The sequence below is a fragment of the Cohaesibacter haloalkalitolerans genome, assembly GCF_003574655.1.
In the GTDB taxonomy this organism is placed as follows: Bacteria; Pseudomonadota; Alphaproteobacteria; order Rhizobiales; family Cohaesibacteraceae; genus Cohaesibacter; species Cohaesibacter haloalkalitolerans.
Genome location: NZ_QNUM01000001.1, coordinates 455,854 through 478,472, shown reverse-complemented (window position 1 = coordinate 478,472; position 22,619 = coordinate 455,854). Strand labels below are relative to the sequence as shown.

Genomic DNA, 22,619 nt, shown 5'->3' with positions numbered 1-22,619 from the left:
GCAATCAACCGCCCATTCAGGCTATCAGGCAGAAGACCATGACGACAAAACTATTCATCGACGGCGAAGCAGGCACAACCGGATTGCAGATTCGGACCCGCCTTGAGGCCCGCGACGATATCAAGCTCCTGCGCTTGCCTGAAAATCTGCGCAAGGATGCCGAAGCACGGGCGCAGATGCTCAACGAGGCGGACATCGCCATTCTCTGCCTGCCCGATGCGGCAGCCATTGAAGCGGTCAGCCTGATCGAGAGCAAGGACACGCGCGTCATCGACGCCTCCACGGCCCATCGGACCGCCGAGGGCTGGACCTATGGCTTTGCCGAACTCGCTCCGGATCAGCGCGACAAGATCGCCGCGTCCAAGCGGGTTGCCAACCCCGGCTGCTATCCGCAAGGCTATATCGCCATCATGCGGCCGCTCGTTGACGCAGGCATCATTCCGGCCACCTTCCCGGCAACGCTGAATGCCGTCTCGGGCTATTCCGGTGGCGGCAAGGGCATGATTGCCGACTATGAACGCCAAGAGGACCCGGTGACCGTACCTTACTGGCCCTATGGTCTGACACTGGCCCACAAGCATGTGCCGGAAATGACCTTCCATGCCGGGCTCGACCATCCGCCGGTCTTCCAGCCTGCCGTCGGCCTCTACGCACAGGGCATGATCGACGCGGTGCCGCTCAACCTCTGGGCGCTCGACACCAAGGTCAAGCTGGCCGACCTGCACGCCTGCCTCGAGCGGCGCTACAGGGATGAAGTCTTCGTAAGGGTTGCCCCGCTGGAATCGGCAGGGCGCCTTGAAGCGATCACGCCGGAACGGCTCAACGGCACCAACTCGCTTCACCTGCACATTCACGGCAATGACGCAACCGGACAGGCCGTCTTGCTGGCAGTTTACGACAATCTGGGCAAAGGCGCCTCCGGCGCTGCCATTCAGAACATGAACATCATGATGGGCATTGACGAGACTACCGGTCTCACCATTGCCGATCTCTAAATCGGAAGGACCGCCAGACAATGGAAAAATTCACCACCTTGACCGCTGTTGCGGCACCCATGCCGTTGATCAACATCGACACGGACATGATCATCCCGAAGCAGTTCCTGAAGACCATCAAGCGCTCGGGCCTTGGCGTCGATCTGTTCTACGAAATGCGCTACAACGAGGATGGCACCGAGAACAAGGACTTCGTTCTCAATCAGGACGCCTACCGCAAGGCGGAAATCATCGTGGCTGGCGACAACTTCGGCTGCGGCTCTTCCCGTGAGCATGCCCCGTGGGCGCTGAAGGACTTCGGCATCAAATGCGTCATCTCCACGAGCTTTGCCGACATCTTCTACAACAACAGCTTCAAGAACGGCATCCTGCCGATCATTGTCAGCGAAGAAGATCACGCCAAGCTGATGGACGATGCTTCCCGCGGCTCCAACGCTACTCTGACCATCGATCTTGAAAATCAGGTCATCAAGGGCCCGGATGGCGGCGAACTGAGCTTCGAGCTCGACCCGTTCAAGAAGAAATGCCTGCTCGAAGGCCTCGACGACATCGGTCTGACCATGGAAAAGATCGCCAATGTCGACAAATTCGAAACAGCGATGGTCAAGGAACGCCCCTGGGTCTAGAGCATTTTGCAAGGCCGAATGCGCGTGGATAGCCCCGTTCGCTCCGGTCTCGCGGCGACAGGAGATCTAGCCCTCAGGCGTTTTGAGCCTCAAACGTTTTGACCACAGCGTCCGACACATGACATCAAAGCCAGTCCGCAAGGTCTGGCTTTTTTGTATCAGATAGCAGTTGCAGCCCCGCTGTGAGCGGCTTAGACCTTGCAATCGCGTCCGATCGGTATTAATCGAATGCTGAACGCATCCAATCTTTTCGATCCTTGCGCGTAACAGGCAAATTCGAAGCGAAATCCAACCTCGGAAGTAAATCATGTCCCACAAACTCTTTCTCCTGCCCGGCGACGGCATTGGCCCTGAAATCATGAACGAAGTGAAGGCGATCATCGACTGGATGAACGCCAATCTCGACGTGAGCTTTGAAACCGATGATGGTCTGGTGGGCGGCTGCGCCTATGATGCCTATGGCGTTGCCATCTCGGAAGAGGACATGGCCAAGGCATTGGCTGCCGACGCGGTCATCTTCGGCGCCGTGGGTGGCCCGAAATGGGCTGACGTTCCTTACGAAGCCCGCCCGGAAGCCGCACTGCTGCGTCTGCGCAAGGATCTGGGGCTGTTTGCCAACCTGCGCCCGGCCCTCTGCTACCCGGCGCTGGCCGACAGCTCTTCGCTGAAGAAGGAACTGGTTGAAGGTCTCGACATCCTGATCGTGCGCGAGCTGACCGGTGGCGTCTATTTCGGCGAGCCGAAGGAAATCGTCACGCTGGAAGACGGCCAGAAACGCGCTGTCGACACCCAGCTCTACACCACCAGCGAAATCGAACGCATCACCCGCGTGGCCTTTGATCTTGCCAAGACCCGCTCCAACCGCGTGGCCTCTGCCGAAAAGCACAATGTGATGAAATCCGGCCTGCTCTGGAAAGAAGTCGTCACCCGCATCGGCGCCAAGGAATATCCGGAAACCCCGCTTGAGCACATTCTGGCCGACAACTGCGCCATGCAGCTGGTCCGTCGTCCCAAGCAGTTCGACGTCATCCTCTGCGACAACCTGTTCGGCGACATCCTGTCCGACGTGGCTGCCATGCTGACCGGTTCCCTCGGCATGCTGCCATCCGCCTCGCTCGGCGCTCCGGACGAGAAGACCGGCCAGCGCAAGGCCATGTATGAGCCGGTTCACGGCTCTGCACCGGACATCGCTGGCAAGGGCATTGCCAACCCGATCGCCATGATCGCCTCCTTCTCCATGGCCCTGCGCTACAGCTTCGACATGGGCAAGGAAGCCGACATGATCGACAAGGCCATTGCAACCGTTCTGGAAAAGGGCCTGAGGACCGGCGACATCGCCAAGGAAGGCGACACCGTTGTCACCACATCCGAAATGGGCGCAGCCGTTCTGGCCGAACTGAAGGCTCTGGCATAAGCCAACGCACCTTTACGGTGAACAGACAAAAAGCCGGGTGGGAAACCATCCGGCTTTTTCAATGCACTCTTCGATATGGCAAGGCACAGAAGCCTCAACTGCGACAGCAAGCACTCGCTTGAAAGGCGCCACCGGCCCCTTTACGGCCTAGGCCGGACGGGAAACCCGGACCCGGGACGAGATGATAAGGGCAGCCAGAGCCAGAAGACAGGTGAGAGCCGCAAGACCTGGCCAGTGGCCCAGATGCCAGAACCAGCCACCGACATAGCCCACGAGGCTCGCGCCCATGTAGTAGAACAGCAGATAGAGCGAGGAGGCATGGCCCTTGTTGCCTTTGGCCGACAGCCCGACCAGCCCACTCGCTACCGAATGGCCGATGAAGAAGCCAACGGTGGTAAAGGCGATGCCGACGCAGATCAGGAACAGCGAACCGGGCAGCGTGATCAGCACGCCGACAAAGGTCAGCCCGAAGGAGCCGAGCAGCAGCCGCTTGGCGCCAAAGCGCAGGGTCAGCGCACCGGTATAGGACGAGGCAACCGTTCCGAACAGGAACAGCAGAAACATAAGACTGACCGTGAAAGGGCTCATGCTATAGGGCGGCTCGAACAGGCGAAACGACAGATAGTTATAGACCGTGGAGAAGACACCGGTCAGACAAAAGCCAAGCCCGTAGACCTTCTGCAGCGCCGGGTTCTTGAGATGCCCCAGCCAGGTCTGCAGATGGAAAGCGAGACCGGCATGGCTGGTCTTGGTGAAATTGCGCGAAGGCGGCAACAGCAAAGCAAAACCGCCAGCAGCCATCAGACACAGCACGCCAAGAACTTCCATGGCCTGCTGCCAGGAAATGAATTCCGTCAGCGACCCCATCCCCACGCGCCCGAGCATGGCACCAACCGAGGTTCCGGCAATATAGATGCCCATCGCCTTGGGCAGATGTTTCGGATCTATCTCCTCGGCCAGATAGGCCATCGCCACAGCGGGCAGGCCACCGAGCGCCACCCCTTCCAGCGCCCGCGCGATCAGCAGCGAATTCCAATCCGGCGCGATGGAGGCCAACAGGTTGAGTGCGGCGGCGGAAACCATCGAACAGAGCATCAGCCCCTTGCGCCCCAGTTGCTGGGACAGCGCGCCCATGATCATGATCGACAGGGCAAGACACCCGAGCGTCAGGGAAAGCGGCAGCGAACTGGTGGCTGGCAGCACGTCGAAATACTGTGCAAACAGCGGCAACAGCGGCTGCACACAATAGAGCAGTGCAAAGGTCGCAAAACCAGCCAGAAAGAAGGCGATGGAAATGCGACGGAATTCGCCGGTACCGGACTGGACATGAGACGGCTGGAGTGAAGCGGGGTGACCGAAGGACTCGGCGTTGGCGTCTAACCCCGGAGCAATCTCTCCGGGATCGGGGTAGGTGGTAGACATTAACTCTTCCTGGGACTCTTTCTGAGGCTCTTCTGTGAGGTGGGAGAAAACACTATAGCGCAGAAGCCGCAAGTTATCTAATATATGAAACTGTCTTTATTGATATGAAATTCATATACCATGGAACTGCGTCACATCCGCTATTTTCTGGCCGTTGCCGAAGAGGGAAACTTCACCCGCGCCGCCGAAAAACTCGGCATCGCCCAGCCTCCCCTCAGCCAGCAGATCCGCGACCTCGAACGGGAGATCGGGGTGCAGCTGTTCCATCGTGTGCCTCATGGGGCCGAACTGACATCAGCCGGACAGGCCTTCATGGAACGGGTGATCGTCCTGCCCGGTGTCGCCCGGGAAGCCGCCGAAGCCGCCCGCCGGGCAGCGCGCGGCGAAACCGGCACCCTCAACCTCGGCTTCACCGGCGCCTCGCTGCTCAACCCCACGGTTTCCCGCCTGATCCGGACCTTCCGGCGCGATCGCCCTGATGTCAGCTTCAAACTGGAGGAAGGCAACTCGGTGGAGCTACGCGATGACCTGCTCAACGGTACACTGGACATCGCCATTCTGCGGCCCAACCATGACGACCCCAAGACCATCGTCACCTATCCGCTGTCATCGGAAACGCTGATCGCCGCCATTCCGACCTCACGCGATCCGGAACCGGGCAGCGACGAGATCGACCTGCTCAAGCTGCGCGACGAGCCGCTGGTCCTCACCCCCCGGCACATAGGCCTCAGCCTGCATGATTCGGCCATCGCCGCCTGTCGCCGCGCCGGCTTTGAACCGATCCTTGGCCAGCCCGCCCCGCAGATCACATCAATCATGAGCATGGTCTCGGCCGAACAGGGAATTTCGCTTGTCCCGGAATGCATGCGCCAGCTGGCGCTCGACAACGTCAGCTACAAGCATCTCAAGAAGCTGCCGATGAAAGCAACAATCGCCACGGCAATCCTGCGTGGCAACCCCTCCCCGACGGCTGCCGCCTTCATCGCTCTGGCACGCAGCATCCACAGGGAAGACAAAAACCGCTGATCGCCACCGGTCTGCCGTCTTCGTGCCATAAAATCCGAATCATATCAGTAGATTATACGAAAGTTGCACAATGTTGTTTGACGCTCATTTAAGCAAATCGCGTATCTTTCATCCTCAGGACTTTGCCGCATGAGGTGGATTGGCGGCAGGCGAGCTCAAATCAAACAGAACAATCAGGCAGGACTTGCATCGAACAAGGCCGCCGGAGGAAAAAATGGTTACGGATCTGAAACGCGCGCATGAAAAGCTCTTGTCGGAAGCAAGAGCTCTGGCGGCCAAAAGCAGTGCACTGGAAGCGGACTTTCTGGAAAGGTTCTTCATTCAGGGCGACATAGAGGACCTGTCCCGCTACAGCGCCGAAGAACTGGCGTTTCTCTCGCACCATTCACTGGCAAAATTCCAGGCGCCGTTTGATGGCAAGCACCGGATCGACATTTTCGAGCCCAACTACAAGGATCGCAAGGACGCCTTCACCAATCAGATTTCCATCATCGAGCTGCACAATATCAACAAGCCGTTTCTCGTCGATTCCATCATGGGCGAGTTGCAGCAGGCCGGGCTTGATATCCATCTGGTGCTCCATCCGATCATGAATGTCGAGCGGGATGCGGAAAACCGGGCCGTTGCCCTGAGGGAGCGCAAGGACGTCCAGACCAATCCGCAGCTTCGGCGCGAAAGTCTCATCCATGTCCACATCTCGCGCCTGTCAAACGGTGAGAAGCGCAAGCAGCTGCAAAAGGCGCTGGACGCCATTCTGGATGATGTCGATTCCGTCGTCAGCGACTGGAAACCGATGCTGCTGCGGCTGGAAGAAACCATCGCCATCCTGAAGATCACCCCGCCGCCGCTGCCGGAAGGTGACATCACCGAAACGGTCGAATTCCTGCGCTGGCTGGTCGACAACAACTTCACCCTTCTGGGTATGCGTGAATATACCTTCGATGGCACCACCGAGGAAGGCGATCTGGTGCGCACCAAACGGGCAGGCCTCGGCGTATTGCGCAATCCGGAGGTGAGGGTGCTCCGGCGCGGCAAAGAACTGGTAACCATGACGCCGGAAATCCGCGACTTCCTGATGCGCCCCGAGCCGCTGTTCATCACCAAGGCCAACGTCAAGACCAAGGTGCACCGTCGCACCTACATGGATTACATCGGCATCAAGCTCTATGACGGTGAAGGCAAGCTGTCGGGCGAATTGCGCATCGTCGGTCTGTTCACCAACACCGCCTATAACCGCTCCGTACTCAATATCCCGTTCCTCAGACGCAAGGTCGAAGGCATCATCGACATGGCCGCAGTCGATCCCTCCGGTCACTCGGGCAAGGCGATGCTCAACGCGCTGGAAAACTACCCCCGCGACGAACTGTTCCAGACCGACAGCGAGACCCTGCTCTACCACGCCCAGGAAATCCTGCGTCTGCACCAGCGTCCCAAGGTGCGAGTCCTCTCGCGGGTCGACAAGTTCGACCGCTTCGTCTCCTGCCTCGTCTTCGTGCCGCGAGATCGCTATGACACCGAGGTACGCATCCAGATAGGCCAATTCCTCAAGGAAGCCTATGACGGTCGCCTGTCGGCGGTCTATCCCGAGTTCCCGGATGGTCCCCTCGCCCGGGTCCATTTCATCATCGGCCGCTCCGAAGGCCAGACCCCGAAACCGACCCGCGCCATCCTCGAAGATGCGGTCAACAATATCGTCCGCACGTGGGTGGACAACCTGACGCAGGTGGTCCGGTCCAGAAATTCCATCAAGACCGCCTCACGGCTGATCAGCCGCTACTGCGTCGCCTTCTCCGATGCCTATCGCGACACCTTCAAGCCGGAAACGGCCATGGAGGACATCGCCATCATGGAAGGCATGGATGGCACGAACGACACCGCCATCCAGTTCTACCGCAAGGAACGTGAGGCGGAACACCGCGTCACCCTGAAGATCTTCCATCAGGGCATGCCCATTCCCCTGTCCGAGCGGGTCCCGATTCTCGAAAACATGGGCTTCCGCGTCATCGACGAGCGCTCCTATGAGATTGCCCCACTCGATTCCAACCTCAAATACTGGCTCCATGACATGGATCTGGAACGGGCCAGCGGCAAGCCGATCCCCTTCAAGGATGTCCACGACGATCTGGAGGCCTGCTTCCTGGCCGTCTGGAACGGCGAGGCCGAGAATGATGGCTACAACAAGCTGTCGATGGCCGCCGACCTGCCATGGCGCGACATCACGATCCTGAGAACCATTTCCCGCTATCTGCGCCAGATCGGCATTCCCTATGATCAGGACTACATGTGGGAAACCCTCAACACATATCCGGATCTGGCTGCCCTCATCGTGCATCTGTTCCACGCCCGGTTCGATCCGGCTCAGGCCAAGCGGACAGAAGAATGCAATCGCCTGTCGAATGGCATTCTCACCGCACTGGAACAGGTCTCCAACCTTGATGACGACCGCATCCTGCGCAAATTCCACAATGTGATCCAGGCCGCTCTGCGCACCAACTTCTACCAGCGCACCGCCGATGGCGACTTCAAGCCGACCCTGTCGATCAAGCTTGATCCGCGCGCCATGGAAGACATGCCCGAGCCCAAGCCGTTCCGCGAAATCTTCGTCTACAGCCCACGGGTCGAGGGCCTGCATCTGCGCTTTGGCAAGGTTGCCCGCGGGGGCCTCAGATGGTCAGACCGACCACAGGATTTCCGCACCGAAGTGCTCGGGCTGGTAAAGGCCCAGCAGGTCAAGAACGCGGTCATCGTGCCCGTCGGCTCCAAGGGTGGTTTCGTACCCAAGCACCTGCCGACCACAGGTGGCCGGGAAGCCTATATGGCCGAGGGCATTGCATCCTACAAGCTGTTCGTCTCGGCGCTTCTTGACGTCACCGACAATCTGGAAGGACAGGCCATCCTGCCGCCGAAAGATGTCATCCGCCACGACGAGGACGACCCCTATCTGGTTGTCGCCGCCGACAAGGGCACCGCGTCCTTCTCGGACATCGCCAACGGCATTTCCGAATCCTATGATTTCTGGCTCGGCGACGCCTTTGCCTCTGGCGGTTCAGCCGGCTATGACCACAAGAAGATGGGCATCACCGCCCGTGGTGCCTGGGAAGCGGTCAAGCGGCACTTCCGCGAAATGGATCGCGACATCCAGAACGAGCCCTTCACCGCAGTTGGTGTCGGCGACATGTCCGGCGACGTCTTCGGCAACGGCATGCTGCTGTCAAAGGAAACCCGCCTGATCGCCGCCTTCGATCACCGGGATATCTTCATCGATCCCGATCCGGATCCGGCCAAAAGCTGGAAGGAACGCAAACGGGTCTTCGATCTGGGTCGCTCCTCCTGGCGGGATTATGATGAGAGCCTGATTTCCAAGGGTGGCGGCATCTATGCACGCACGGAAAAAGCCATTTCCCTGTCGAAAGAAGCTCGCGCCGCCCTTGGCATCACCAAGACCAAGGTCACCCCGCAGGAACTGATGAAAGCCATTCTGATGGCCGAGGTCGACCTGCTCTGGTTCGGCGGTATCGGCACCTATATCCGCGCCAGCTCCGAGACCAATGCCGACGCGGGCGACCGCGCCAACGATGCCATCCGCGTGACACCGAAGGACCTCAACGTCAAGGTCATCGGCGAAGGGGCGAACCTGGGCGTCACCCAGCGGGCCCGCGTCGAGTTTCATCATCTCGGCGGCCGCTGCAACTCCGACGCCATCGACAATTCCGCTGGCGTCAACAGCTCCGACATGGAGGTCAACATCAAGATCGCCTTCGGCGCTGCCATTCGGCAGAACAAGATCGATCTTGAGGGACGCAACCGGCTACTTGTCGAGATGACAGACAATGTTTCGCAGCTGATCCTGCGCAACAACTATCTCCAGACCCTGTCGATCTCGCTCACCGAACTGCGTGGCATGGAAGACTTCGGCTATCAGCGCCGCCTGATGGAACGGCTGGAGGAATCCGGCGAGTTGGATCGTGCGGTCGAGTTCCTGCCCGACAATGAAGCCCTCAAGGAGGCCAGAAAGAAGGGCCAGCCACTGAGCCGCGCCGAAGTGGGCCTGCTTCTGGCCTATGCCAAGAACACCCTCTATTCCAGCCTGCTGCACAGCAGCTTCCCCGACGATCCCTATCTGGAGCTGGAACTGATGCGCTACTTCCCCGAGAAGATGCGCGAAACCTATGCCGAGGAAATCAGGGACCATCGCCTGCGCCGGGAAATCATCTCGACGGTCATCGCCAATTCGATGATCAACCGCGGTGGAGCGACGCTGGTGCCGCGCATTGCCGACAAGACCGGTGCTTCGACCGCAGATATAGCCCGCGCCTACATGATCGTGCGCGATTCCTTCGATCTGCCCGGGCTCAATGCCTCAATCGATGCGCTCGACACCAAGATCTCCGGTGCCGTCCAGCTGGAACTCTATGGCGAAGTGCAAAAGCTGCTGTTGAGCAAGATCCAGTGGTTCATGCGCAACATTGCCCCATCCTGCCCGATCGCAGAAACCGTTGCGCTCTATCGCAAAGGCATCGGCGAGCTGTCGCAGAGCCTCGACCAGTATCTGCCCGCCTATCTGAGCAAACTGGTGGACCAGGAAACCCGCAAGTTCGAACAGCATGACATCCCGGCCGATCTCGCCGCCAGAATCGCCCGGCTGTTCCTGATTGCGGATATCCCGGACATGGTGCTGATCGCGGAACGGTCCCATCATTCTCTCAGCGAAGTCGCCGCCGCCTACTTTGCGGTTGCAGGCCAGTTCAACATTGGCCGCATCGACGCCCTCGCCGAGAATCTCGATGTGTCGGACTATTATGAAGGGCTGGCTCTTGATCGCGTCCGGGATTCCATCTCCGCCGCCCATAACCAGATGACCGCCTATGTGCTCAGTCTGGCCACCGGAGGCAAGAGCGGCATGGAAATCTGGCTCGAACAGGAATCCGCCGCCATCCAGCGCACGGTCAAGGCGGTCAACGCCATTACCGAAAGCGATGACCTGACGGTATCCAAGTTCGCGGTTGCCGCCGGTCTGCTGTCAGACCTTGCCCATGAAGCTTGATGAAGCATGATGAAGCATGAAGACCGTGGCTCCCGAACAAGACTGAGCAAGATTGGGAAAGCCTGACCACACCCAGGAAACAGCCTGATGGCATTGCGCGATCAGGCTGTTTTGCCAATGTCCCCACTCCGGCAGCTGCCCGATATAAACACTGCCCTGACCCAGCACTGGCCATTCCCCAAAGTCATGACCATCGGATGTTTCATCAATACCCGAAGCCTTGCCTCATGCGTCACTTTGGATCATCTTTTTGCCAAGCCTCTGGTCAACGCCAGAGTTACGCTCCGGGTCCGCCCGGGGCAATCCCATGAACCTGTTGCCTCCAAACTGTGATAGATCGGCGCGAAGCCCCGGGGCCAGCCGCTGATGCGCTCAGCAACGGCAAGCCGGATGCCTATGCATTCTTTACCGCTTGTAAAAGTTAATGCTGTCTTAACCTAAAGCCAGCTAAAATGACCGCTGATTTATCGCAACACCCAAGGCTTTTGAAAGGCCCTGATTCCCAATGCAAGACGAACGTTCTCCTTTCCAGAAACTGGCAGATCTGCTGAACGGTGTTGTACCGCTGAATGAAAAAGACGCCCGGCCAATCGACATGACCATTGGCGAGCCGCGCCATGCGTTTCCAGACTTCATCCCCGAAGTCATCATGAAAAACGCCCACAATTTCCGCCCCTATCCGCAGATGCGCGGCACCGACGAGTTCCGCAAGGCGGTGGAAGACTGGCTGAACTGGCGCTATGATCTGGGCGGCCTGCCGCTCGGGGATAAGAATATCCTGCCGCTCAACGGCACCCGCGAAGGGCTGTTCCACGCCTGCGTCGGCGCCCGCGACTGGGCCCGCTCCCATTTTGGCAAGGACACCAGCAACGCTGCCGTATTGCTGCCCAACCCGTTCTACCACACCTACAAGGGCGCCGCCGCGGCCATTGACGCCGAGCAGATTTTCCTCAATGGCACAGCCGAGACCGGCTTCCTGCCAGACCTTGACGAACTGGCCGGGGAAACAGAGCTGCTTGATCGCACCATCGCCTTCTTCTACGCGTCGCCAGCCAACCCGCAAGGCAACATCGCCGACATCGCCACATGGAAGAAGCTGATCGCGCTGGCCCGCAAGCACAAGTTCATGATTCTTGCCGACGAATGCTATTCCGAGCTCTACAGGGAAACCCCGCCTCCGGGCATTCTTCAGGCCTGCGAGGGTGATTTCTCCAACGTTGTGGCCTTCCATTCCCTTTCCAAGCGCTCCAACCTTGCCGGCATGCGCTGCGGCTTTGCTGCCGGAGACGGCGCCTTCATGACCCAGTGGACAAAATACCGCAATCTGGTTGCCCCGCAGGTCTCCATGGCGATACAAGCGGCAGCCGCCGCTGCCTATCGCGATGAAGAGCATGTGAAGGAAAACCGGCGTCTCTATAATGAAAAGTTCGATGCGGCACGCCGCATTTTGGGCAAAGAGTTGCCATACGAGACCCCACCTGCAGGATTCTTCCTGTGGCTTGATGTCAGTGCCTTTGGCGATGATGTCGCGGTCACCGAGAAGCTCTGGAAAGAGGTGGGCGTCAAGGTCATTCCGGGTTCCTATCTGGCACGCGCGGACCGCACGGGGGTCAATCCCGGAGACGGCTTCCTGCGTCTGGCTCTGGTGGGCGATCTGGCAGAAACAGAAGAAGCCCTCACAAGGCTGCGCACCTGTCTTATCGGCTGACCCGCCGACAAGACACCGCAACATCAGATCGGAGCGCGTCTTAAAAGGGTGAGTGAAAAACAGTACAAAGGTTGAAATGCGGCAGATGAAACTGGACTTGAGCAGATCATGACCACATTCGACGAGTATCGAACCGCACCCTATAAAGGCGGAGCCATGGGAAGACGAGATCGTGATGGAGCCTTGAAGCATGCCTTGCGGCGCAACGCCTATGCAGGCCTTGGGCTGCTCGGGCTGTTGCTTTGCGGTGTCGTGGCGACAAGTCTGGTCACATGGCATGTCGCCGACCCGAGCCTGTCCAACGCAACCGAAGTCAGCCCGCGCAACGCGTTCGGGCTGGCTGGTGCGATCATTTCCGATCTGAGCTTTCAGGCCCTCGGTCTGGCGTCGGCCTTTCTGATCATTCCGCCTGCCGTCTGGTTCTGGCGACTGGTCCTGATGCGCCCGGCCCGCGCCAGCCGCAACCGGCTGATGGCCTGGTTTGCCGGTCTGTGCATGCTGGCCATCGCCTGCTCCAGCATTCCCGCGCCGTCCAGCTGGCCACTGCCGCTCAGCCTCGGCGGCATGGTGGGCGACGCCTTCCTGTCCGTCATCAATCGCTTCGACGCCAACTTCATGCAAGGTCTGGGCGCGATCATTGTTGGTGCAGGCACGGGCCTGTTCGGCTTCGTGATCCTGCTGGCATCCGTCGATCTTGGCTTCCGTGACCTCTCCTTCCGCCGCAAGCCCGCCCGTCCCGCCGAGGATGAGGCCCGTGGCTATGCCGAACCCGAGTATGAGGAGGAAGAGTGGGAAGAAGAAGACGACGACGAAGACGCCTTCGACTATGATCACGACAATGACGGCACGCTCGACCGGACCAAGGGGTCTGGCCGCAAGCGCGGTTCCCTGCTGTCCGTGCCCCTCGGTGCCCTCAGCCACTGGCGCCTGTCGCGTCAGGCCAGCAAGGCCCGCAAGGCGCATGAACGCAGCATCAAGCTGCAGGAAAAGGCCAGGAAGCCATCCTTCCTCGCCCGTCTGCTGGCCGATGAAGACGACGGCCTCAGTGATCTGAGCGATCGCATGGAGCCGCGCCTTGATCGTTCGGCCACCACCGGCTATCCGCAGCAAAGACCCGGCCCCGCCCTCGACATGGGCTACAATGGACCGCAGGATTTTGCCCCGCCATCGCAGCAAGGCCATGATGACGGCTATGACAATGGCGACAACGGGGACGACGATTGGGACGACGATGGCGCTCCACAGTCCGTTCCGGTCGGTATCGCCCCACCGGAAGTCGACCGGCCATCCAGCCAGTATGGCAACCGGGCCGCGACCAATGAAGACGCCAAGGCCCGCCCGGCTGGCGCCGCTGGCCGTGGCAAGGGCAAGCGCATGGTCCGCTCCGGTCAGGGCAACCTGTTCACCCGCAAGGATGAATACCAGTTCCCGTCCCTCGAGATTCTCTCCGAACCGGAAAGTCTCGGCCCGAACGCAGGCCTGACCGCCGACCAGCTCGAGCACAACGCCCGCCTGCTGGAAGGCGTTCTGTCTGACTTCGGCATCCGTGGCGAAATCATCAAGGTCCGCCCCGGCCCTGTCGTCACGCTCTATGAACTGGAACCGGCACCGGGGATCAAATCCTCGCGCGTCATCGGCCTTGCCGACGACATCGCCCGCTCCATGAGTGCCATCTCCGCCCGCGTGGCCGTAGTGCCGGGCCGCAACGCCATCGGCATCGAGCTGCCCAATGCGCGGCGCGAGACCGTCTATCTGCGCGAAATGCTGGCGTCGAAGGATTTCGAGAAATCCAAGGCCAAGCTGCCCATCTGCCTTGGCAAGAATATCGCAGGCGATCCGGTCGTCGTCGATCTGGCCCGCATGCCCCACGTGCTCGTGGCCGGTACCACCGGCTCGGGCAAATCTGTTTCGATCAACACCACCATCCTGTCGCTGCTCTATCGGCACCGTCCGGATGAATGCCGCCTGATCATGATCGACCCCAAGATGCTGGAGCTTTCCATCTATGACGGCATCCCGCATCTGCTGACCCCGGTCGTGACCGATCCGTCCAAGGCCGTCGTAGCCCTCAAATGGGCGGTGCGCGAAATGGAACAACGCTACAAGAGCATGTCCAAGATGGGCGTGCGCAACATCGACGGCTTCAACAAGCGCGTCCGCGATTCGATGATCAAGGGCGAGGAAGTCACCCGCACCATCCAGACCGGCTTTGATCCGGAAACCGGCGATCCGATTTACGAACAGGAGACGCTGGATCTGGAGCCGATGCCATATATCGTCATTGTCGTCGACGAAATGGCCGATCTGATGATGGTGGCAGGCAAGGACATCGAGGGCGCCATCCAGCGCCTCGCCCAGATGGCCCGTGCCGCCGGCATCCACCTCATCATGGCGACCCAGCGCCCGTCGGTCGACGTCATCACCGGCACCATCAAGGCCAACTTCCCGACCCGCATGTCCTTCCAGGTCACCTCCAAGATCGACAGCCGCACCATTCTGGGCGAAATGGGTGCCGAGCAGTTGCTGGGCATGGGCGACATGCTCTACATGGCCGGTGGCGGCCGCATCCAGCGCGTCCATGGTGCCTTTGTTGCCGATGAGGAGGTCGAGGAAATCGTCGCCCATCTCAAGCTGCAAGGTACACCGGATTATCTCGAAGCGGTCACAGAAGATACCGACGGCGAAGGGCCTGACAGCTATGGCGGCGGTGGCGGAGCAGGCGGCGGCAGCGCCAGCGATGCAGAAACCCTCTATGACAAGGCCGTCGACATCGTCATCCGCGACCGCAAGGCCTCGACCAGCTACATCCAGCGCCGCCTCTCCATCGGCTACAACCGGGCTGCCACCCTGATCGAGCAGATGGAAAAGGATGGTGTGATCAGCCCGGCCAACCATGCCGGCAAGCGCGAGGTTCTGGTGCCGGAAGAAGGGGCCCCCATGTAGGCCGGACAAGGCCTGACGTGGGTGAGCCGGACGCAGGCAGGTTTGGCAACAATCAAGGAATGACCAGAATTGTTTCGTGATTCTGCCGCATTGCCTTGCTATCTGGTTACAGACGGAACCGGAATTTTAAGATGAGCGTCGCGAAGCCCGCCGCTGCGCGACGCAAGGGAAGCGAGAAAACGAAGGCATGATCATGGATTACCGACAGTCAAACAGCCTGACCCTCAACAAGCCTGCGCGCACCAGGACCGCATCAGCGGGTCTGTTCCAGCCGGTCACGCTGCTGTTTGCCAGCCTTCTGGTGCTGTTCAGCCTCACCCTTGCCAACACCGCCCGCGCCGACATGACGAACGATTCCACGGCGGCGTTGGAGAAAATATCCAAGGCTTTCAACACCACCCCGACCATGAATGGCGAGTTCATCCAGACGGCGCCGAACGGTGACACGCTGCAGGGCTATTTCTTCATCCAGCGCCCCGGCAAGATCCGCTTCTACTATTCCAAGCCCTCCTACACCGACATCATTTCCGATGGCCAGACCCTGTCCATTGAGGACCGCAAGCTCAAAACGCAGGATATCTATCCGCTGAGCAAGACGCCCTTGCGCGTTCTGCTGTCCGAAAAGCTCGATCTGGCCCACGACCCGCGCGTCCGGCAGGCCAGCATCGCCGATGACATCGTCTCGGTGGTCGTGGAGCAGGAAAGCCTGTTCGGCGATGGCATCCTGACGCTGATTTTCGACCGGGAAGATTCGCTGCTGCGCCAGTGGACCATCCGCGACGCCAACGGCAATGACACCACGGTCACCGTCTTCAACGTCGAGGTGGGCAAGCCCATCAAGCCGTCAGTCTTCAAGATCAAGTATGACCTGTCACCCGGCCAGAAGTGATCCGCTTTTCACCCGGCTTCATATAACACGAGAGATCAAAGCACCGCGAAATGTCATGCGGTGCTTTTTTTGTGCCAAACGCCTGCTATATATGAAGACAATGACGATTCCCCATCTGCGGATCGATTCCTGAACCCTTCCATCAACAAGGCGCCGCCCGTGACCATCACTCTTGCCACCTGGAACATCAATTCCATCCGCCCCAGACTGCATCATGTCGCGCAATTCAATGCCGATCGGGCACCGGACATCCTCTGCCTTCAGGAAATCAAGGTCCACAATGACCAGTTCCCGACGGCTGCCCTGAAGAAACTGGGATACAAGCACTTCGCCATCAACGGCCAGAAGGGCTATCATGGCGTGGCCATCCTCTCGCGCATTCCCTTTGCCGGTATCGACATGCATGGGTTCTGTGACAAGGGCGACGCGCGCCATATCGAAGTCACCATCGACACCGATCAGGGCCCGCTGCGCATTCACAATTTCTACGTCCCGGCGGGGGGCGACATCCCGGATCCTGTCCTCAACGACAAGTTCCAGCACAAGCTCGACTTCCTTGAGGAAATGAAGGGCTGGCTGAACGGTGTTGAGACGTCCAACGCTTCCATTCTGGTCGGCGACCTCAACATCGCTCCGCATGAGAATGACGTCTGGAACCACAAGCAGCTCCTGAAGGTCGTCAGCCACACCCCGGTCGAGGTCGATGCCCTCAATGCGGTGCAGGCAGCCGGTCCCTGGCAGGACGTGGTGCGCAATCACATCCCCGTCGACCATCAGCTCTACAGCTGGTGGAGCTACCGCTCCCGCGACTGGTCGGCTGCCGACAAGGGTCGCCGCCTGGATCATATCTGGGCAACCGATGCAGCCGCCGACAAGGTCAGCGCCATCGAGGTCTTCCGCGACGCCCGAGGCTGGGAGAAGCCGTCAGACCATGCACCAGTGATCGCCAAACTCGATCTCGTGCCACAGGACTGACCCTCTATTGGGGCTTTCCAAGGGGCTCAAGGCGCCCAACGGACCGGTTTGCCAACCTTTTCCTTGCATCCGTTCCGGTGATATGATGTATAGCCACCCACGCAAGGCAATCCTTTGCGTGGGTGCTGCTTCGTTGTCAGGCAGCCCTTCTGCCGGACCGTGACGTGCCCGAAACGTGCGGCCCAAAGCCTCCAGATGCATCGTAAGGCCTCGAAAAATGGAAAAATCCGAATCCTCCGGCAAAAGCGGAATGGCCGCACGTGCAGGCGCCCTGCGCCTCATCCACGCCGTATTGAGCGAAAAGGCCTTGCTGGACGATGCCTATGCCCATGAGCTGGCCGAAGGCCCCTTGCGCAAGCTGACCGGCAACGATCGGGCCTTTGCCAAACGGATTGCCACCACCGTGTTGCAGCATCTGGGCGAAATCGACACGCTGCTGGCCCGCTTCATGGATCGCGGCATTCCCAAGAAGTCCGGCCCCTTGCGCAATATCCTGCGCATCGGCACTGCCGAACTGCTGTTCCTGAACACGCCACCCCACGCAGTGGTCGACTGTGCCGTGTCGCACTATCGCACTTGGCGCAAATATGCAGGCTTCAAGGGCCTGACCAACGCCGTGTTGCGACGCGTGAGCAAGGAAGGCCCGGACGAGCTCGCCTCCATCGATCCAGCCAAGGCCAATCTGCCCGAATGGATGTACAAGGCCCTGACCAACGCCTACGGCACGGACGCAACCGCCGCCATGATGGTGCAATATGCCAGACAGCAGATCCCCCTTGATCTCAGTCTCAAGGATCCGGCCTCCGCTGATATCTGGGCGGAGCGCCTTGGCGCCGAAAAGATGCCGACCGGCAGCCTTCGCCTTGCCAGCCATGAGCGGGTTGACCTTCTGGAAGGCTACGCCGAAGGCGCATGGTGGGTGCAGGACGCAGCCGCGACGCTGCCCGTCCAGATGTTCGGTGATGTCGCAGGCCGCAAGGTGCTGGATCTCTGCGCCGCACCCGGTGGCAAGACCATGCAGCTGGCCGCCCTCGGCGCCGACGTGACCGCCCTCGACATTTCTGCCAAGCGCCTTGCCCGCATCGAGGAAAATTTGCAACGGGTCGGTCTCAAGGCCGAGCTGGTCAAGGGCGACGTGCTCAAGAAGAGTTTCGATGAGAAATGGCCATTCATTCTGCTCGACGCCCCCTGTTCGGCAACCGGCACCGTGCGGCGTCATCCCGAACTGATCCATCAGCGCTCGCCTGAAGACATTGAACATTTTTCGAAGCTGCAGGCGAAAATGCTCGACCATGTGGCAGAACTGCTGGCACCCGGCGGTACCCTGGTCTTCTGCACCTGCTCGCTTCAGCCCGAAGAGGGACCGGGCCTTATCGCCGATTTCCTGATGAACAATCCCGATTTCGGCATAGACCCGCTGACCGCCGAGGCAATGCCTCAGCTCGCCCCGTTCATCGAACCGGATGGCAGTCTCAGAACCCGGCCGGATTTCTGGCCAGAGGCTGGTGGCATGGATGGCTTCTTTGCCATCCGGCTACGCAACTACGCCCCCTCCTGAGCCCCACCCTTTCTTGCAAAAAGCAATGGCCAGAGGGTCTCGGATAGACCTTGTTAACCATAGCTTGATAAAATCGTAACCAATCGATGACCGGAAAGCGCTTCCATTCGATGATTCGCCATTGCCGGATGCAAGCACACTCGATTTTTTCCTGAAGCGGATGAAGCGCAGCCGTCCTGCCTTTCTGGCGGCGCGGCGCGGGATCAATCCAGACAGATATGGGTCCTCGGCACGGCAAGGCGTCGAAGACTGACAGAAGACGGACGACTATTGCGTGTCTCAAAACTGGCAAAAATTGCGAATCTCCCTGGCGGCGCTGCTACGCCAGTGCAAGCGCCTCCCTGTGAGACGGCCAGCCTGCAACACGCGCTATGTCCCGCGCTGTCCCGACCGCCTGCTGATCGCGCCGCAGGATCTGAGAACCTCCGACCCGACAGTCGCCGAAGACATCTACGCTGGCCTGTTCATCTTTGCCGGTCAGGTGGAAAACTGCGGTACCCGTTCACCTTTTCTGCACCCGGCTCCGAGCCGCGAGTGGGCCCGTGAGCTGCACGGCTTTCGCTGGCTGCGCCACTTGCGCGCCTCCAATGCGTCGATGACCCGCTCCAACGCCCGCACGCTGGTGGAAGACTGGATCAGGAATTCCGGCAAGCTCGATCAGGAAGCCTGGTCCATACCGGTTGTCTCAAGCCGCGTTCTGGCCTGGCTCAACAATTCACCGCTGATCCTTCAGGATGCCGATCACGATTTTTACCGGGCCTTCCTGCGGGCGCTTTATCTGCAGGTCCGCTTCCTGCGTGCCTCCTATTCGGGCATGCCCGACAACATGGACCGGCTGCAACTGATCATCGCCGAACTGGCCGGTTGGCTCTGCTTTGCCGGCAAGGAGCGACTTGCCCGCTCGGTGTCGCGGCGGCTGGTCAAGGAACTCAATGACCAGATCCTGCCCGACGGCGGCCACGTCTCGCGCAATCCGCTGGCCATCATTTCCATCCTGCTGGAACTGCTGCCCCTGCGCCAGACCTTCCTGTCCCGCGACATGGTGCCACCGGAAGGAATGAATCTGGCCATCGAGCGCATGATGCCGATGCTGCGCTTCTTCCGCCACCCCAATGGCAGCTTCGCCCATTTCAACGGCACCGGCGCAACGCCCGCCGATTCCCTTGCCACCATCCTGGCCTATGACGACACCCGTGGCGCGCCGGTCTCCGATGCTTCCTTCTCGGGCTACCAGCGCATGGAAGCGGGCCAGTCGGTGCTGATCATGGACACCGGCGACACCCCGCCACCGGAACAGTCGGCCACCGCCCACGCAGGAACCCTGTCATTCGAAATGAGTTCCGGAACCGCGCCTATGGTGGTCAATTGCGGCACACCCGCCCCCCAGCATGAAGGCTGGCGCGAGCTTGCCCGCAGCACGGCGGCCCATTCAACGCTGGTCATTCAGGATCATTCCACCTGTAAGATCGCACCCAAGCGCTTCGATCTGGAAGGACGCCCGCTGATCTGTCCGGAAACCAGAACCCGCTATGAGCGCTTTCTGGATCGCGGACAGGAAACCATCCGCGCCAGCCATGACGCCTATGGTCCCGAATTCGGCATCCGCCACAACCGCCAGATATGGCTGGCCATCGACGGCCGCCGTCTCGACGGGCGCGACGAGATGGAAGCCATCGGCAAGGGCATCACCCGCGCCAAGGACAGCTTCGCCATCCGCTTCCACCTGCATCCATCCGTCGAGCTGGAATTCTCCGATGACCGGGATTGTGTCTATCTGGGTCTCAACAATGGCGAGATCTGGAAGTTCATTTCCCAGGAAGTGGATCCTTACATAGAGGAAAGCGTCTATCTTTCCGACATTCACGGCATCCGCAAGACCAGCCAGCTGGTCATCTATGGCCACGCCAGCCATGTGCCGACCGTCAACTGGTTCTTCGAACGGGTCACCAAGGCGACCCGCTAGCCCCCGACACGGAGCCGTCGCTCAAAACGAGCTCAGACCAATTGATGCCAAAGTAGCAACACATTGTTGCCGATTTGTGCTAAATGGGTTGTTTCCCTCCCCGCCAATTCGTGCTATCGGAGGGGCGAAATTTTTCCCCTATCAAACGCAGCAGGATGACCGATGTCCGTAGCTCCACTTTCCGTTACCGCGCCGGAAGTTGTTTCCGTCAAGCGCGCTCTCATCTCCGTTTCCGATAAAACCGGCATTGTCGATTTTGCCAAGGCCCTCGCCGCAAAGGGTGTCGAGCTTGTCTCCACCGGCGGCACTTGCAAGGCCATTGCCGACGCAGGCATTCCGGTGAAGGACATTTCCGAAGTGACCGAATTTCCGGAAATCATGGATGGCCGCGTCAAGACCCTGCACCCCCGCGTTCATGGCGGCCTGCTCGGTGCCCGCTCCGTCGAGGCCCACAGCGCCGCGATGAAGGAACATGGCATTCCGGAAATCGACCTGCTGGTGGTCAACCTCTATCCGTTCGAGGAAACCATCCTCAAAGGCGCCGACTATGCCACCACTGTCGAGAATATCGACATCGGCGGCCCGGCCATGATCCGTGCCGCGGCCAAGAACCACGCTTTCGTCACCACGCTGGTCGACCCGGCCGACTATGCCGAAATCCTTGCGCTGATCGACGAGAAGGGTGGCATCACCTATGACGCCCGCAAGAAATTTGCCGCCAAGGCCTATGCCCGCACCGCCGCCTATGACGCAGCCATTTCGGGCTGGTTCGCCAAGGAGCTGGCAATCGAATCTCCGACCTTCCGCGCCTTTGGTGGCGAGCTCGCCGAAGTGATGCGCTATGGCGAAAACCCGCACCAGAAAGCCGGGTTCTACAAGACCGCCTCTTCCCGCCCCGGCGTTGCCACCGCAACCCAGGTGCAGGGCAAGCAGCTGTCCTACAACAACATCAACGACACCGACGCCGCCTTCGAGCTGGTGTGTGAGTTCGATCCGGCCATTTCCCCGGCCGTCGCCATCATCAAGCATGCCAACCCGTGCGGCGTAGCGATCGGCGCTTCCCTCAAGGAAGCCTATGAAAAGGCTCTGGCCTGCGACCCGGTTTCCGCTTTCGGCGGCATCGTCGCCCTGAACGGCACCCTTGACGAGGAAGCCGCAGAGGAAATCACCAAGATCTTCACCGAAGTGATCATCGCTCCGGACGCCACCGAAGGCGCCAAGGAGCTGGTTGCCAAGAAGAAGAACCTGCGCCTGCTGCTCACCGGCGGCCTTGCCAACCCGCGCGAGGAAGGCGTCACCGTCAAGTCCGTTTCCGGTGGCCTGCTGGTTCAGGACCGTGACAACGGCAATGTCGATGACCTTGATCTCAAGGTTGCCACCAAACGCCAGCCGACCGAACAGGAAATGGCCGACCTCAAGTTTGCCTTCCGCGTCTGCAAGCATGTCAAGTCAAACGCCATCGTCTATGTCAAGGACGGCGCAACCGTCGGCGTCGGTGCAGGCCAGATGAGCCGTGTCGATTCCGCCCGCATCGCTGCCCGCAAGGCCGAAGACGCCGCCGAGGCTGCCGGTCTTTCCGAGCCGCTGACCAAGGGCTGCGTTGTCGCTTCCGATGCCTTCTTCCCGTTTGCCGACGGCCTTCTGGCCGCAGCCGAAGCGGGAGCAACCGCAGTGATCCAGCCGGGCGGCTCGATGCGCGATCAGGACGTGATCGATGCCGCCGACGAAGCAGGCCTTGCCATGGTCATGACCGGCATGCGCCACTTCCGCCACTGACAGCGCAAACCAAACGCTGCGCATGGCTATCGGACAGGGATAGGCATCAAAGCAACATTCACGCGCTTGACCATACCAGTTCGTGGCCATCTGGATCAGCCGCCGCTGAAACAAACAAAGCCCGGAGCAGCCGCTTCGGGCTTTTTGTTTGTCCCGACCGCGCGCAGAACCTACCCCGTGTTGAAAGATCTGGCCATGCCATCGGCCGCCTTGGGAACAGCCAAGCGAATATTCAAGAGCACAGCAAAAATAAAAACAATCATTACAAATTGTTAATGTG

General features: G+C 59.9%; 13 protein-coding genes. 12 read left to right on the top strand and 1 reads right to left on the bottom strand.

From position 1 onward, the window contains the following. Positions 1 to 38 precede the first annotated feature (38 nt). The 3 genes from argC (at position 39) to leuB (ending at position 3,035) form a co-directional block, all read left to right on the top strand. Positions 39 to 995 carry an N-acetyl-gamma-glutamyl-phosphate reductase gene (argC, locus tag DSL70_RS02165; protein WP_119306226.1) on the top strand — a complete coding sequence of 319 codons (957 nt, stop codon included), beginning with the start codon at positions 39 to 41 and terminating at the stop codon, positions 993 to 995. Positions 996 to 1,015: 20 nt separating this feature from the next. Beyond that, on the top strand, positions 1,016 to 1,621 hold the full coding sequence (leuD, locus tag DSL70_RS02160; RefSeq protein WP_119306225.1) for a 3-isopropylmalate dehydratase small subunit: 606 nt from the start codon (positions 1,016 to 1,018) through the stop codon (positions 1,619 to 1,621). 307 nt (positions 1,622 to 1,928) lie between these two features. Next, positions 1,929 to 3,035 (top strand): 3-isopropylmalate dehydrogenase, encoded by a 1,107-nt coding sequence (gene leuB / locus DSL70_RS02155; RefSeq protein WP_119306224.1) that lies wholly within the window; start codon positions 1,929 to 1,931, stop codon positions 3,033 to 3,035. Positions 3,036 to 3,182: 147 nt separating this feature from the next. On the opposite strand, the gene DSL70_RS02150 is transcribed toward leuB, so the two are convergent. Next, complete coding sequence (locus DSL70_RS02150) at positions 3,183 to 4,457, bottom strand: MFS transporter (protein ID WP_119306223.1); 1,275 nt, start codon at positions 4,455 to 4,457, stop codon at positions 3,183 to 3,185. A 120-nt stretch (positions 4,458 to 4,577) separates the two neighbouring features. On the opposite strand from DSL70_RS02150, the gene DSL70_RS02145 reads away from it, so the two are divergent. The 9 genes from DSL70_RS02145 to purH all read left to right on the top strand — a co-directional run bounded on the left by DSL70_RS02145 (position 4,578) and on the right by purH (position 22,339). Next, a complete protein-coding gene (locus tag DSL70_RS02145) occupies positions 4,578 to 5,483 on the top strand; it encodes a LysR family transcriptional regulator (RefSeq protein ID WP_119306222.1) in 906 nt (301 codons plus the stop codon). 214 nt (positions 5,484 to 5,697) lie between these two features. Further along, positions 5,698 to 10,527: an NAD-glutamate dehydrogenase gene (locus DSL70_RS02140; RefSeq protein ID WP_119306221.1), complete on the top strand. Its 4,830-nt coding sequence runs from the start codon at positions 5,698 to 5,700 to the stop codon at positions 10,525 to 10,527. 505 nt (positions 10,528 to 11,032) lie between these two features. Continuing rightward, positions 11,033 to 12,235, top strand: a complete 1,203-nt coding sequence (locus DSL70_RS02130) for an aminotransferase class I/II-fold pyridoxal phosphate-dependent enzyme (protein ID WP_119306219.1) — start codon at positions 11,033 to 11,035, stop codon at positions 12,233 to 12,235. A gap of 108 nt (positions 12,236 to 12,343) precedes the next feature. Further along, entirely contained in the window at positions 12,344 to 15,178 is a 2,835-nt protein-coding gene (locus DSL70_RS02125; protein WP_245418067.1) for an FtsK/SpoIIIE family DNA translocase, read from the top strand. 187 nt (positions 15,179 to 15,365) lie between these two features. Further along, entirely contained in the window at positions 15,366 to 16,067 is a 702-nt protein-coding gene (locus tag DSL70_RS02120; protein WP_119306218.1) for a LolA family protein, read from the top strand. 159 nt (positions 16,068 to 16,226) lie between these two features. Continuing rightward, positions 16,227 to 17,042: an exodeoxyribonuclease III gene (gene xth / locus DSL70_RS02115; RefSeq protein ID WP_119306589.1), complete on the top strand. Its 816-nt coding sequence runs from the start codon at positions 16,227 to 16,229 to the stop codon at positions 17,040 to 17,042. A gap of 217 nt (positions 17,043 to 17,259) precedes the next feature. After that, positions 17,260 to 18,600, top strand: a complete 1,341-nt coding sequence (locus tag DSL70_RS02110; RefSeq protein ID WP_119306217.1) for an RsmB/NOP family class I SAM-dependent RNA methyltransferase — start codon at positions 17,260 to 17,262, stop codon at positions 18,598 to 18,600. A 343-nt stretch (positions 18,601 to 18,943) separates the two neighbouring features. Next, positions 18,944 to 20,563: a heparinase II/III family protein gene (locus tag DSL70_RS02105; protein ID WP_119306216.1), complete on the top strand. Its 1,620-nt coding sequence runs from the start codon at positions 18,944 to 18,946 to the stop codon at positions 20,561 to 20,563. Between the two features lie 162 nt (positions 20,564 to 20,725). Next, the gene (gene purH, locus DSL70_RS02100) at positions 20,726 to 22,339 is read left to right on the top strand and encodes a bifunctional phosphoribosylaminoimidazolecarboxamide formyltransferase/IMP cyclohydrolase (RefSeq protein ID WP_119306215.1); all 1,614 of its coding nucleotides are present in this window, start codon (positions 20,726 to 20,728) and stop codon (positions 22,337 to 22,339) included. Positions 22,340 to 22,619: the final 280 nt, after the last annotated feature.

Excerpts from the sequence above, each read along its gene's own strand:
- DSL70_RS02110 (WP_119306217.1), top strand. The coding sequence starts at position 17,260 with ATGGAAAAATCCGAATCCTCCGGCAAAAGCGGAATGGCCGCACGTGCA.
- purH (WP_119306215.1), top strand. The coding sequence starts at position 20,726 with ATGTCCGTAGCTCCACTTTCCGTTACCGCGCCGGAAGTTGTTTCCGTC.
- DSL70_RS02125 (WP_245418067.1), top strand. The coding sequence starts at position 12,344 with ATGACCACATTCGACGAGTATCGAACCGCACCCTATAAAGGCGGAGCC.
- argC (WP_119306226.1), top strand. The coding sequence starts at position 39 with ATGACGACAAAACTATTCATCGACGGCGAAGCAGGCACAACCGGATTG.
- DSL70_RS02130 (WP_119306219.1), top strand. The coding sequence starts at position 11,033 with ATGCAAGACGAACGTTCTCCTTTCCAGAAACTGGCAGATCTGCTGAAC.
- DSL70_RS02150 (WP_119306223.1), bottom strand. The coding sequence starts at position 4,457 with ATGTCTACCACCTACCCCGATCCCGGAGAGATTGCTCCGGGGTTAGAC.
- DSL70_RS02140 (WP_119306221.1), top strand. The coding sequence starts at position 5,698 with ATGGTTACGGATCTGAAACGCGCGCATGAAAAGCTCTTGTCGGAAGCA.
- leuD (WP_119306225.1), top strand. The coding sequence starts at position 1,016 with ATGGAAAAATTCACCACCTTGACCGCTGTTGCGGCACCCATGCCGTTG.
- leuB (WP_119306224.1), top strand. The coding sequence starts at position 1,929 with ATGTCCCACAAACTCTTTCTCCTGCCCGGCGACGGCATTGGCCCTGAA.
- DSL70_RS02120 (WP_119306218.1), top strand. The coding sequence starts at position 15,366 with ATGATCATGGATTACCGACAGTCAAACAGCCTGACCCTCAACAAGCCT.
- DSL70_RS02145 (WP_119306222.1), top strand. The coding sequence starts at position 4,578 with ATGGAACTGCGTCACATCCGCTATTTTCTGGCCGTTGCCGAAGAGGGA.